Source organism: Streptomyces narbonensis (assembly GCF_014649015.1).
GTDB classification, from domain to species: Bacteria; Actinomycetota; Actinomycetes; order Streptomycetales; family Streptomycetaceae; genus Streptomyces; species Streptomyces narbonensis.
Map to the genome: position 1 here is coordinate 1 of NZ_BMSF01000021.1, position 13,499 is coordinate 13,499.

Below are 13,499 nucleotides of genomic sequence, written 5' to 3' on the forward strand. Positions count from 1 at the left end.
AACCCCACCCGCACCACCGCCCACCACCCCCTCTTCCAAACCTCCCTCGCCTTCCAAAACAACGTCTATCCGACCTTCGCCCTCGGCAACATCAAGATCGACTTCGAGCCGGTGTCGTCCGGCACGGCCAAGTTCGATCTGCTCTTCAATCTCTCGGAACTACCCCGCGACGGAGACCGTCCTCTCGGCTATGTCGGGTACGTCGAATACGCCACCGACGTGTTCGACCGGGAAACCGTCGAGCAGCTGATCGCCCGGTTCAAGGCGGTTCTGCGCACGGTGGTCGCCACCCCGGACACATCGCTCCGAAGCATCGATGTACTCCTCCCGCACGAGCGCCACCGACTCCTCGAGACGTGGAACGGGACCACCGAGGACGCCGCGATCCCGGACGGCTCCATCCCCCTCCGGTTCGAGCAGCAGGCCGCGCGGACTCCGGACGCGATCGCGATCTCCAGCGGCGGCGAGGACATCACGTACGACGAGCTCAACGCGCGCGCCAACCAGATCGCACACGCGCTGCTCGAGCACGGCGTACACCTCGAATCAGTGGTCGCGGTCGCACTCCCCCGCTCGCCGGAACTGATCGCCGCCATCCTCGGAATACTCAAAGCGGGCGCCGCCTACCTGCCCATCGACCCCGCCTATCCCAGTCTGCGCAACGGTTCCCTCCTGGCCGACGGGAAGCCGGCTCTGATCCTGACGAGCAGGGCCGTCGACACGCGCGCTGTGCTGCCCGACGAGGGGATCCCCAGGCTGTACCTGTCGGACGTCGTCGGCGGCGAGCGCACGAACCCGTCCCATGGCCGACTGCGCCCTGACCATCTGGCGTACGTCATGTTCACATCCGGATCAACCGGACGCCCCAAGGGAGTCGCGGTCTCCCATCGCAGTGTCCTGAACGATGCCTGGCACGGCTGGCCGGAGGGGCCGGGCGACCGGATCCTCTTCCAGTCGTCGATCGCCTTCGACGCGTCGGTGTACGAGATCTGGCCTGCGCTCCTGCGCGGCAGGACCCTCATTCCGCTGCCTGCCGACAGGGAGTCCCCGGCGCAACGCCTCCAGTTCATCGCGGCGAACGAGATCGACACGCTGTGGGCCACCGCCGGCCTGTTCGATCTCATGTCGTCGGAGGACCTGGAGGAGCTGTCGGGCCTGCGGACGCTGCGCTACTTCGCTACCGGCGGCGACAAGGTGCCGACGGCGGCGGTCGACCGGGTGCTCCGCGCGAACAGCGCCATCCGGGTCGTCAACATCTACGGCCCGACCGAGACCACGGTGAACGCGACGACCCATGTGGTCTGTGCCGCCACCCGCCGCCGGTTCGACGATCCGGTGGTCCCCATCGGCGTCCCGATCCGCAATGCCCGCGTCTACGTTCTGAGCGGTGAGCTCGATCCGGTCGCCACCGGCGTCGTCGGGGACGTGTGGATCGCCGGCGCGGGCCTGGCACGCGGGTACTCCGGCCAACCCGGTGCGACCGCGGAACGCTTCGTGGCGGACCCCTACGGTCCGGCGGGATCACGGATGTTCCGCACCGGCGACCTCGCACGCTGGACGCGCGAGGGCGTGCTGGTGTTCGTGGGCCGGGCCGACGATCAGACGAAGATCAGTGGGTTCCGGGTCGAGCCCGGTGAGATCGAGGCGGCCCTGCTGGCGCACCGCCAGGTGGCGCAGGCCGCGGTCGTCGCTCGCGACATCGCCGGGCAGGACGTCAAGCAACTGGTCGCCTATGTCGTCCGGAGCCAGGGGGAATCCGCCGACCGGCAGGAGAGCCGGGAGATCGAGCTGGTGGAACAGTGGCGGGACACCTACGACGATCTCTACCGCGGAGAAGCCCACGCCGACGCGGCCGCCGACGGCGGCTTCGGTGAGGACTTCAGCGGGTGGAACAGCAGCTACACCGATAAGCCGATTCCCTTGGCCGAGATGCGGGAGTGGCGCGACGCGACCGTCGCGAGGATCCGGTCCCTGCGTCCGTCGAAGGTGCTGGAGATCGGCGTGGGCACGGGGCTCCTCCTGGCCCACCTGGCCCCGGAATGCGAGACCTACTACGGCACGGACTTCTCCGAGTCGGTGATCGACGGGCTCAGGCAGCACCTCGCCGAAGTGCCGGCGGACTGGGCGGACCGGGTCAGGCTGGTCGTCCAGCCGGCCGATCAGGTGGATCTGCTGCCGGAGCGCGATTTCGACACCATCGTGCTGAACTCCGTCGTCCAGTACTTCCCGAGCGTGCACTACCTGGTGGACGTCATCGAGAAGGCGATGGGCCTGCTGGCTCCCGGCGGCGCGCTGTTCATCGGTGACGTCCGGAACAAGGCGCTGTTGCGGGAGTTCGCCACCATGGTGGCGATCCGCCGACTCGGTCACCAGGACGTGGCCGACCTCGACGAAGCCGAGCGGGGCGGAATCCGCAGCGCCGTCGCCACGGCGATCGCCATGGAGACGGAGCTCGTCCTGCATCCGGACTTCTTCGCGGCACTGGGGGACGAGCTGCCCGCGATCGGCGCGGTCGACGTGCAGATCAAACGGGGCGGGTACGACAACGAACTGAGTCAGTACAGGTACGACGTGACGGTGCGCAAGACGCCCGTACGGGCCCTGTCCCTCGCCTCCGTCCCGAGCCTGCGGTGGAGCGAAGTGGGCGGCCTCCGAGGACTGGAGCAGCACCTTCGGCTGCGGCGGCCCGAGAGCGTCCGGATCGTCGGCGTACCCGACCCGGCTCTGACGGCCGCCGTGCGCGCCACCGGCCTTCTCCACGTCGAGCACCACGCCCCGGCGGCGGACGGCGAGCCGCGCGAAGAGCTCTACACGCTCGGGGAGCGGCTGGGCTATTCGACGGCGGTGACGTGGTCGCACGTCGCCGGACACCTGGACGTCGTCCTCGCGGTACCCGACGGCGGCGACACCGTGCCCACCGATGTGTACGTGCCCGGTTTCGCACAAGCCGGGCCGCTGACCGCTTACGGCAGCGTTCCGGTCGCCGACCGGGCGGCGGACCTCCGTGCCTTCGTGAGCGGCCGGTTGCCCGCGTACATGGTCCCGTCGACGGTGGTCTTCCTCGACAGCCTGCCGCTGACCGCCAACGGGAAGCTCCATCGGGAGGCCCTGCCGACGCCGGAGATCACCGGCGGCTCGTCGCGGCGGGCACGGAACGCGCACGAGGAGGTACTCACCGGCCTCTTCTCCGAGGTGCTGGGCGTACCCGACATCGGGATCGACGACGGCTTCTTCGAGCTGGGCGGCCATTCGCTGCTCGCCACGAAGCTGCTGTCCCGCATCCGCACCGTCCTCCGGATCGACGTCCCCATCCGGACGGTGTTCGAGTGCCCCACCGTGGCCGACCTGGCGCCACGCCTGCTTTCCCTGGCCCCGGACGGCCGGGACGAGACCTACGCGCCGCTCATGACCATCCGCTCCAGCGGCACCGAGCGCCCGCTCTTCTGTGTGCACCCGGTGAGCGGCGTCGGCTGGTTCTATCTCAGCCTGGCCCGCTTCATCGACGACCGGCCGATCTACGCGCTGCAGGCGCCCGGTCTCGATCCCGCCGGCCCCGATCCCATGCCGACGTCGATGACCGAGCTCGTCCAGACCTATCTGGCCGGGATCCGGTCGGTGCAGCCCCACGGGCCGTACAACCTGCTCGGCTGGTCGTTCGGCGGCTTCGCCGCGCACGCGATCGCCGCCGAGCTGCGGGCCCGCGGCGAGGAGGTCGAACTGCTGGCGATGATGGACTGCTATCCGGAAACCGCCGTCGAAGCGGGGAGCCTCGCCGGCCAGGAGATCCGGGAGGGGTTCGACCAGTTCCTGCGCCACCGGTACGCCGACGCGGACTCGCTGGAGGTGGACGCGATCTCCGACCTCGTGACGGGGATCAGCGTGGAGCACATCGCGATGCTGACCGGATATCTGCCGCCGGAATTCGACGGGGCCGCGGTGTTCTTCCAAGCGGGCGCGGTCGCCGGGGACGGTGGCGAGGGCTCCTCCAGGATCGATCCCGCCGGCGCGTGGCGGGACCACATTCACGGCCCCATGACCGTCCACACCGTTCCGACCAGCCATCAGGACATGGACCGGCCGGAATCCATGCAGGTGGTCGGCGCCGTACTGAAACAGGCCTTCCGCAACAGGGCCGCGGGGAGGGACTCGTGATCGAGAACGTACGGAACGACAACCGCTGGTTCGCCACCGTGCCGCCGGACGACTGCAAGCATCTACTGCTGTGCTTCCCCTATTCCGGCTGCGGCGCCTCCATGTATCGCCTGTGGCCCGACCGCATCGGGGACACCGCCGTCGTACCGCTGCAACTCCCCGGCCGGGAAAAGCGGATGGGGGAGGCCCACTTCGGCACGTACGAGAACCTGGCCGCGCAGATGACCGCCGAGCTGGGTCCGGTCCTGGACCGCGAGTTCAGTGTGTTCGGGCATTGCGGGGCGGCGCTCGCGGCCTTCGAGTTCGCGCGGCAGATGGCGCTCGGCGGCACCAGGTCACCCACCACCTGTTTCGTGTCCTCGCAAGTGGCGCCGGACGACGGGCCGTACGGCCGGTTCCTCGGCATGAGCGAGGACGAGCTCAGGGGCGTGGTCGTGAACCTGCTGGGGCTGGTCAAGCCGACGAAACGCCTTGTCGACTTCTTCGTCGGAATACTTGTGGACGACCTGGCGGCGAACAAGGCCTACCGTCCGGACCCGTCCGCGACGGATTCCTTCGAGATCCGGTCGCTCGGCTGGTCCGCCGACGTGGAGATCCCGCACGATCTGATGGCCGGGTGGGCACGCTGGGGACGCTGCACCTCGCTCGTGCTGGAGGGCGATCACCAGGCGTTCGTGAAGGCACCCGGCCACCTCCTCGACGCTCTCCGAGCAGCCGTCGAGGCCGACACGCGGGCGCGGTGACATGGCGGATCGGATCGTACGCATACCCGCCAGGTACAACGGCCCGCCGGACACGGCGAACGGCGGCTACGCCTGTGGCACGTTCGCGAAGCTGGCCGCGGACCACCAACGCCCACCGGTCGCCGTGGCCCTGCTCGGGGCGCCACGGCTCGACCAGACCCTGGAGTTCCGTCCCGGAACACGACGCTCCCAGATCTGGGACGGCGACCGGCTGATCGCGACCATGACCACCGCCGCGGCGGAGTTCCCTGCCGTGGAAGCGGTGTCGTTACGGGCGGCAGCCGAAGCGAGCGCACGCTATCGGGGGCGTGCGGGTGGTCATCCCTTTCCGACCTGCTTCGTCTGTGGAGTGAGTCGCGAACCGGCGGACGGGTTCCCGGTGGCGCCGGGCGAGGTCCCCGGTGCGCCCGGCGTCGTGGCGTGTCCCTGGACGCCGACGGTGGCGTCGTCCGATCGGCCCGAGCTGGTGTGGAGTGTTCTGGACTGCCCCGGCGGGTGGACCGCGGACCCGGTCCGGGAGCCTATGGTGCTCACCCGCATGACCGCGGTCCTGCGCAGGCCGCCCCGCCCGCTGGTACCTCACGTCGTGGTCGCACGCCGCGGGCGTCGGCACGGCCGCACCACGGCGGTCGGCACCGCCTTGTACGACGACCGTGGCGAGCTGGTGGCCAAGGCGACGGCCATGTGGACCGCTGTCGGCGTCCGGGAACGGACTGACGGCCGAGATCTGGGAGACCCCCGATGAAGATGGGTGAGCGAACCTCGCCGGCACCTTCCACGGATCTGGACTCGCTGGATCTCATGGATCCCCGTCTGTACGGCTCCGGTGACCCGCACGCGATCTGGACCACGCTGCGCGAGCGCGCCCCGTTGCACCTCCAGTCGTTGCCGGACGGTCGCCGGTTCTGGTCGGTCACCAAACATCACGACGTCCGCGAAGTGCTCCGGGACCACACCAGGTTCACGTCGAGCCGGGGGACCTTGCTGTCGGTCCTCGGCAGTCGCGACCCGGCCGGCGGCAAGATGATGGCGGCCAGCGACCCGCCGGTGCACACGATGCTGCACGAGCCGATCGCCAAGCTGCTGTCCAGAAAGGCGCTGGAGCCGTTCGTCCCGAAGGTCAGGCAGGTGGCCCACCGTCTGCTGGAGCAACTGGCGGACGGTCCTGGGGATTTGGCCGAACTTGCGGCAGGCTTCCCTATGGCGTTCACCGGTACGTTGATGGGCATTCCGGAGCAGGACTGGGCGCGGCTGACCGTGCTCACCACCGCGGCCATCGCACCGGATGACCCCGATTTCCGGCTGGGGGACGGGCTGAACACCTTGGCGACGGCGCATCACGAGCTGTTCTCGTACTTCTCCCGCCGGACTCGACAGACTCGGCGGACCTCTCGGGAGGACGGTCTGATCGGCGCGCTCCTCGGCCTGGAGGTGGGCGGGCGCAGACTGCGTCACGACGAGCTGGTCTACAACTGCTACAGCCTGCTCCTCGGCGCCAACGTCACCACGCCGCACGCCGTCACCCAAACGGTGTTGGCGTTCATCGAGAACCCTGCGGAGTACCGCAAGCTGGTCGACGATCCGCGAGGGGTGCCCGGCGCGGTGGAGGAGGGCCTGCGCTGGTCCTCGCCGGCCAATCACTTCCTTCGCCACGCGACTCAGGACATGACGTTGCGCGGCCGGCAGGTGTGTGAGGGCGACGCGTTGGTGACCTGGCTGGGTTCGGCGAACCGGGACGAGGAGGTCTTCTCGGAGCCCTTCCGGTTCGACGTGAGCCGATCGCCGAACCCGCACGTCGCGTTCGGCTTCGGGCCGCACCACTGCGTCGGGGCCGCCTTGGCACGGATGGCGCTGAACTCGCTGTTCGCCGAGATCGCCGACTCGGTCGAGCGATTCGACCTCGTCGGTCCGGTGGAGCATCTGGCGTCCAACTTCGCGGCCGGCATCAAGCGCATGCCGGTGGTCGCGAAGTTGCGCACTGCCTAAGGCCCGTCCCGTAAATGATCTTCGAGCCGCCTCGGGTGTGGTTGGTCGCTGTGCGGCCCGCTGGCCTATTCGGTGAGGGTGAGGTTGTGCATGTGGGCGATGCCGAGCATGGCGTGGTGGACGCCGTCGCCTTTGAGGCGGCAGTCGCGGAGGATCTTCCAGGTCTTCATGCGGGCGAAGACGTGCTCGACGCGGGCCCGGACCTGCTTGTGGGACTTGTTGTGCTCCTCCTTCCAAGACGAGAGCTCGGTCTGGCCGCGCTGGCGGCGGTGCGGTAGGACGAGTCCGGTGCCCGGGTAGCCGCCGTCGGCGATCGTGACGGTGTTGCCGACGGCGGCCTTGGCGCCGGATTCCTCCCATGCCTTGCAGTCGTTGCGGTTCCCGGCGAGCGGCCGGCCGACCACGACGACCAAGCGAGTGTCGGCGTCGATGACGACCTGGTGGTTGGTGGAGTACCGATAGTTCTTCGAACGCTCCGCGATGGTGTGATCACGGGTGGGGACCAGGGTGCCGTCCACGATGAGCACGGTGTCCTTGGCGAACCGCTTGCGGGGCTGGAGCGCGAGCACCGGCCCGAGGTGGTCGATGATGCGGTCGGCCGCCGACTTCGAGACGCCGAACAGCGGGCCGAGCTGGCGCATAGTCAGGTTCGTTCGCCAGTACGCGGTGACCAGCAGAGCCCGGTCCTCCAGTGGAAGACTCCACGGCCTGCCCTTGCGGACCGCGTCCGCACCTGCGCGACGCAGCACCGTCACCAGCTTCCCGAAGGCGCGGGGGCTCAGCCCGGAGAACGGGGTTATCCAGGACGGCTCCGACGCCGTGATCACACCAGCCACATCGAGATCATCTCGTCCATGCGACCACTTCTTCTGCTCAGGAACGTGGCCGACAATCCTCCCATGACCGAAGGTGACCGCCACGAGGCATCCACACGTTCATTCCTTGTATGTGCAGCCGAAGTGGCTCGCCTGCTGGACCTTGAGGCCGCAGCCGACGTGCCTGAAGAGCGACGTGCGCGGCACCTGGCCGGAGCCGCACGAAGGCCACTGCTGGAACGCGCAACCCTGCCCGAGGAGTTCTTCCACCCGCTGATGGCTGCTGCTGTATACGACCCAGACGCGAGCTTCTGTCGCTGGTTCGTCGAGCCGGCGCTCTACGCATTCGGACGTCGCAGGGTCATGACAGCGTTGCTCGGCTATCTCCGCACGGGCACGACCGCGGAGCAAGCAGGTGCCCGGCGAGCCTGGTACTGCACACATCTGCCACTACGCGCTGACCGGTCACCGGCCTACGCACCCAGCGGAAGTCGCGAACCGGCCCTGGATGAAGTGGACGACGTGGTGGACCAGTGGCGGAAGTCGTCCAGCACCCACCAGCGTGATCACAGTGCCTCAGAGAGCCACAGGGGCTCGCGTTGGCCGTTCTCCTGAGCTGCGACACTCTGCACGTGAGCTATCCCGCGACAGACCAGCTGTCCTCCGCCGAACGCGCCTTCATGATCAACGCCACCGAGATCGACATCCTCCCCGGTGTTTGGGGCGACCTCGACGGGCCGCTGGTCTCAGGTCCCGCCTCGGCTCTCGTCCCGATCCTCTTTCCCCTCGTCGACAGAGGATGGATCGAAGTGTGCCGGCTCGTGCCCTGGACAGCGCCGGACGGCACTCTCGGAGAGCAGCCCGGTCCCCCCATCCCGAAGCAGGACCTTCCCGCTGCCCTGGCGAACGCGGAGAACTGGGAGTACCCGCAATCCGGCACGTGGCTGGGTTGCCTCACACTGACCCTCACCGAAGCGGGACAGGCGATCCCCCGCTGACGCGCAACTTCAACGGCACCCCTCCGCTCCCTGGAAGTTCCCTCACCCTCGCCGGATGAGGCGCAGCGTCGCTGGTCAATCGGCATGCCGTCATTTACGGGACAGCCCTTAGGGGGTCGTGGACAGTCACGTGCATCACGCGTCACGTGCATCACGCTTCACGCGCATCACCGCTTCACGTGCACGCACGCAATGCCTCGACGGCCGAGAAGATGTCGGTGTAGGAGATGTAGAGGCTGTTGAACCCGAAGCGCAGCAGTCCGGGAGGACGCACGTCTCCCATGACCCCCCGCTTGTTCACGGCCCGCATGATCCGCTCCGCCTCCGGATGGCGCAGCGTCACCTGGCTTCCGCGCTGATCGCCGCGGCGCGGCGTGACCAGCTCGAATCCGCACCCGGCCAGGTGGGTGTCGACCGCCTCGATGAAGAAGTCCCCGAGCGCCACGTTCTTCTCGCGGACCGCGGTCATCTCCACGTCGTCGAAGACGTCGAGTGCCGCGTCCAGGGCCAGCATGGACAGGATGTTCGGAGAGCCGACCCGCAACCGTCCGATTCCGGTCGTGGGTTCGTAGTCGGGCACCATCGCGAACGGATCCGCGTGTCCGTGCCAGCCGCACAGGGGCTGATCGATGGCCCTGTGATGGCGGCGGGCCGCGTAGACGAACCCCGGGGCACCCGGTCCGCCCGACAGGAACTTGTACGAGCACCCCACCGCGAAGTCCACGCCGTCCGCGTCGAGGGTCAGCGGGAGGGCGCCGACGGCATGGCAGAGGTCCCAGACGACGAGCGCGCCGACGTCGTGCGCCGTGTCCGTGACCGCGTGGACGTCCCAGAGTTCGCCGGTGCGGAAGTCCACGGCCCCGGCCGTGACGACAGCGACCCGCTCACCCAGCCGGCGGAGGGTGGACGCCATGTCGGGCATGGGTACCCGGCGGACCTCCAACCCGAGAATGCGGGCGACCGAAGCGGCCAGGTAGTCGTTCGTGGGGAAGCCGCCTTCCTCGATCAGGAGCAGTCGGCGATCCGGGCGCAACCGGGCCGCGGCTGTCAGCACGTTGAACAGGTGGACCGACGTCGAATCACCCACGGCGGTCTGGCCGGCCCGCGCGCCGAGCAGACGCCCGACGCGGTCGCCGACCCGCAGCGGCACGTCCCACCAGCCGTCATCGGTCCAGACGTTGATGAGGTGCCGACCCCAGTTCTCGACGATGGCCGTCTGGACGGCCGACGGCACGCCGACGGACAGCGCGCCGAGGGAGTTGCCGTCCAGGTACACCACGCCTTCCGGCAGCGAGTACCTGGTGCGCATCGCGCTCAGAGGATCGGTCCGGTCGAGCCGTTCGGCGGTTTCCCGACTGGGGGTGGGCATGTCTGTCTCCATCCGGATCTCCGTGCCGGCCAGGGCCTGACGGGTGTGTTGCAGAAGGCTTGGTTCCGGGTATTTCCCCTGCACGGGCGGGGTGTTGCGGGCTGAGCCGGTGTGGGCGTCCCGGTGGTGGCCGGCCGTGCTGCTGCCGGCGGCGCGGCAGCGTCCTCCACCACGCTGTCCAGGCCTTCGCCCACATGCACACCCTCGCCGCCCTCACCGCATGACCAGACCACTCCAAGACCAGCCGTGACCTGCCCGGACATCACCGTCTGCGATGCCTCAGTCCGACGGGGAAGCATCGCGGGGGCACAGCGCGCTCTGCCGCGCCACCTGCTCGAACCACACGTTGTACCGCTGCCGGCCGTACAGCAGTGGGACCCGCCCCCTGTGCAGGGTGACGTCGCTGACCTCACCGAACACGACGACGTGGCTTCCGCCGTCTCCCGTGCTCGTGACCCGGCAGTCCGCGATGGCGTGCGCATGCTCGGCGATGTGCGGCCCACAGCGGCCCATCGACCAGTCCACCAGGTCGAAGCGCCGGGTCTTCACCGGTGACCCGAACAGCTCGGCGACGTGCTGGGCGTCGGCGTGCAGGAGATTCACCGCGAACCGCCCACAGCGGATGACCGCGTCGAGCGTCGGGCTCTCCCGGCGCAGGCAGACCAGCAGGGTCGGCGGGGTGCCGGTGACGCTGCACAGGGCCGAGCAGGTCATGCCGCGGGGCTCCCCGTCGTGATCCAGCGACGTCACCACGGCGACCCCGGTCGGGAACTCCGACATGAGCGACCGGAAGACATCCAGCGGAACGACTCCGGCGGCTGAAGGTGTCTCGGGCATCATGCTCCTCTGCGTCTCGCTGTGTCCGGCCGCTGTCTCGGCGCCGGGAAGCGCCTACTTCCCGTGGAGCCGGCGTAGGTAGGTGTGCATCGGGGGCAGGGTGTCGAGCAGCTCGTCCCGTCGCCGCTGGACCTGCGCGAACACCGCTTCGGCGGACTCGACCGACTCCGGTCGGTAGCCGAGCGGCGTGGGATCGTGTTCCGGCATCATGCCGAGACCGGAGAACACGCAGTAGTAGTTGGCGTTGCTCCAGAAGTTCCGGAACTCGGCATCGAAGTTTCCGTAGTAGGTACCCTCGTCGGTCACCGGCAGGTCCACCCCGAGGCCGGCCTTGTACATCTCGACCTTGTGGAGGAACTCCGGCGCCAGTTCCAGCTCCTTGCACGCCCGCCAGTACGGCGTGTCATCGCGCGGTGCGAAGCTGAAATGGCCCTGGATGAAGTCCCTCGTGTCGTCGAACATCGACTCGATCTCGCTGTTGAACCTGTTCCTCAGCACCGGATCGAATCGCTTGTCCGGGAAGTTCCTCACGAGGTGGTAGAGAGCGGCGTAGGTGAAGTAGATCCCGGTGGACTCCAGTGGTTCCAGGAAGCACGACGAAAGGCCGATTCCCACACAGTTCTTCACCCATGCCCGCCGGTTCCGGCCGACCCGGAACCGCACGTGGTTCATCGGATGCGTGTCCGGGGAGATGCCCCACATCTCGCAGAACTCCCGGGTGGCCTCCTCCTCCGAGGTGAACCGGCTGGAGTACACGTACCCGGTGCCGAAACGGCCGAGCATCGGTATCTTCCAGGCCCAGCCGGAGCTCATCGCTATCGAGGAGGTGAACGGTTCGATGCCGTGCTCCTCGTCGTCGTGCTCCACCCTGGTCGCCACCGCCCGGTCGTTGAGCAGGTGGTCACTCATGTCCAGGAACGGCTCCTTCATCACCTGGTTGATCAGGAGGCTGCGGAAACCGGAGCAGTCGATGAACAGATCCGCCTCCAGCCTGCGTCCTGTTTCCGTGGTGACGGCGACGAGCCGGCCCTGCTGATCGGTCTCCGCCGCGACGAACCTGTCCTCGATGTGTGTCGCCCCCTGCTTGCCGGTGGCGAATCTGCGCAGGAAGTCGGCGACGAGGTCGGCGTCGAAATGCCAGGCGTAACTCGCCACCCGCCGGCCGTCCAGGAAGCGGGGAGAGAGTTTCCGATCGAAGAGCGCCGGCTGCGGGTAGCAGGAGCGGTCGAACGGCTCATCGGTCAGGCCGTTGAGTTTCTTGTACGTCCAGTAATGCGACAGCGGCAGGTCGTCGTGGTTGGGCAGCAGGCCGAAGAGGTGGTCGAACTGGTCGCCGTACTGTCCGTAGGGCCGTGGGCCCGCCATACCGGCGCCCGGAGTACGCCAGTTGATGAACCTGATGCCCATCTTGTAACTGGCGTTGCACTCCGGCATCCACTCTTCTTCGGTCAGTCCCAGATAGTCGAAGAACACCCGCTGGAGATTGGGGATCGTGGCCTCGCCGACGCCGATCTTCGGAATGGCCGGCGCTTCCAGCACGGTGATCCGGACGGACTGGCCGAGTGCCTTGCCGAGGTAGGAGGCGGCCATCCAGCCTGCCGTACCGCCTCCGAGCACGAGTATCTTCTTGATCAGGTTGTCGCTCATGCGCGTCCAATGTCTCGGTGGGATCGAGCGGAGTCGCCTGCCGGCCTCCTGGATGGCCGTCCGGGCAGCCCGAGTTGACGGAGCACCGCGGCCCCGAGGTCACTGGCGGGATCGTCCAGGTCGAAGGTGATGTCGAAGTGGTTCCGGTGCGTGATCACCAGATCGTGAACGGCGGCCGAACGAGGCGTGGCGGCCTCGACGAGCTCGCGGTGCTGCCGCGCGAACTCGGCGGTCTCGGCGCCGCCGCGCGCCACGACCAGCGGTGGCAGCCGGTCCGGGAGGTGGCGGATCGGGCTGAGCCGGGCCGCCGCCTCGGCATCGAGCCCCAGGGGGTCGTTGACGTAGGTGAGCCGGACCGGCTCGAGGTCGTACACACCGCTGAGCAGGACCGCTCCGGCGATCACGTCCGCTGGAGTTGTGCCTCCGGGCATCCAGCCGTCGAGCAGCGCCATCAGCGCCAGATGAGCGCCGGCGCTGCTTCCGGCGAGCACGATCCGCCCGCTGTCGACCCCGAGATCCTGGGCGTGCTCCACGAGCCACCAGACGGCGCGTCGTACCTGGTCGACGATCTCGTCGACCCGGTACCGCGGAGCCAGCCCGTAGCCGATCGCCGCGAACGCCGCGCCCGCCGGCACGAGCCGGCGCGCGGGAAAGGAGGAGTCGTCCTTGCCGAGTTCCTGCCAGTAGCCGCCGTGCACGAACACCAGGAGCGGCGCCTTCGGACCGGGCGCCGGGAAGAAGTCGAGGCGTTCGCAGGGCAGCGGTCCGTACGGCATGCCGGCGTTCACCGGCAGCTCGCTCCTCGTTCGTGCGCTCCGCTTCGTGTAGCGGGTGAGGAACGCGGACATGTCGTCCACGCAGGAGCTCGGGGAGTACTGCCGATCAAGCTCGGTCCGGTCGTACCGGCCGTAGACGGGGAAACTCAATGATCGCCTCCAAATCACCGGGAGAT

General features: G+C 68.4%; 11 protein-coding genes. 6 read left to right on the forward strand and 5 right to left on the reverse strand.

Annotated features, from left to right (window positions below; genetic code table 11):
* From IE124_RS29815 to IE124_RS29830, 4 genes are all read left to right on the forward strand, one after another.
* Nucleotides 1–4,152, forward strand: a 4,152-nt coding sequence (locus IE124_RS29815; RefSeq protein WP_189512315.1) for a non-ribosomal peptide synthetase, incomplete at its 5' end; no start/stop codon positions are given.
* On the forward strand, nucleotides 4,149–4,895 hold the full coding sequence (locus IE124_RS29820; protein WP_229832999.1) for a thioesterase II family protein: 747 nt from the start codon (nucleotides 4,149–4,151) through the stop codon (nucleotides 4,893–4,895). The genes IE124_RS29815 and IE124_RS29820, both read left to right, overlap by 4 nt.
* Before the next feature lies 1 nt (nucleotide 4,896).
* Entirely contained in the window at nucleotides 4,897–5,640 is a 744-nt protein-coding gene (locus tag IE124_RS29825) for a hypothetical protein (RefSeq protein ID WP_229833001.1), read from the forward strand.
* Complete coding sequence (locus IE124_RS29830; protein WP_189512316.1) at nucleotides 5,637–6,881, forward strand: cytochrome P450; 1,245 nt, start codon at nucleotides 5,637–5,639, stop codon at nucleotides 6,879–6,881. Before IE124_RS29825 ends, IE124_RS29830 begins: the two co-directional genes overlap by 4 nt.
* A 65-nt stretch (nucleotides 6,882–6,946) precedes the next feature.
* Here the strand turns inward: IE124_RS29830 and IE124_RS29835 are convergent, their stop codons facing one another.
* On the reverse strand, nucleotides 6,947–7,717 hold the full coding sequence (locus IE124_RS29835; RefSeq protein WP_189512318.1) for a transposase: 771 nt from the start codon (nucleotides 7,715–7,717) through the stop codon (nucleotides 6,947–6,949).
* A gap of 63 nt (nucleotides 7,718–7,780) precedes the next feature.
* On the opposite strand from IE124_RS29835, the gene IE124_RS29840 reads away from it, so the two are divergent.
* Together IE124_RS29840 and IE124_RS29845 are read left to right on the forward strand one after the other, a co-directional pair.
* A complete protein-coding gene (locus IE124_RS29840) occupies nucleotides 7,781–8,311 on the forward strand; it encodes a hypothetical protein (protein ID WP_189512320.1) in 531 nt (176 codons plus the stop codon).
* A gap of 17 nt (nucleotides 8,312–8,328) precedes the next feature.
* Nucleotides 8,329–8,694, forward strand: a complete 366-nt coding sequence (locus IE124_RS29845; protein WP_189512322.1) for a hypothetical protein — start codon at nucleotides 8,329–8,331, stop codon at nucleotides 8,692–8,694.
* A 175-nt stretch (nucleotides 8,695–8,869) separates the two neighbouring features.
* Here the strand turns inward: IE124_RS29845 and kynU are convergent, their stop codons facing one another.
* The 4 genes from kynU to IE124_RS29865 all read right to left on the reverse strand — a co-directional run bounded on the left by kynU (nucleotide 8,870) and on the right by IE124_RS29865 (nucleotide 13,473).
* Nucleotides 8,870–10,063, reverse strand: a complete 1,194-nt coding sequence (kynU, locus tag IE124_RS29850; protein ID WP_189512324.1) for a kynureninase — start codon at nucleotides 10,061–10,063, stop codon at nucleotides 8,870–8,872.
* Between the two features lie 279 nt (nucleotides 10,064–10,342).
* Nucleotides 10,343–10,900, reverse strand: coding sequence for a flavin reductase family protein (locus IE124_RS29855; protein ID WP_189512326.1), 558 nt, complete (start codon nucleotides 10,898–10,900; stop codon nucleotides 10,343–10,345).
* A gap of 54 nt (nucleotides 10,901–10,954) precedes the next feature.
* Nucleotides 10,955–12,547, reverse strand: a complete 1,593-nt coding sequence (locus tag IE124_RS29860) for a tryptophan halogenase family protein (protein ID WP_189512328.1) — start codon at nucleotides 12,545–12,547, stop codon at nucleotides 10,955–10,957.
* Entirely contained in the window at nucleotides 12,544–13,473 is a 930-nt protein-coding gene (locus IE124_RS29865; protein WP_229833003.1) for an alpha/beta hydrolase, read from the reverse strand. The genes IE124_RS29860 and IE124_RS29865 overlap by 4 nt, the downstream gene beginning before the upstream one ends.
* Nucleotides 13,474–13,499 lie beyond the last annotated feature (26 nt).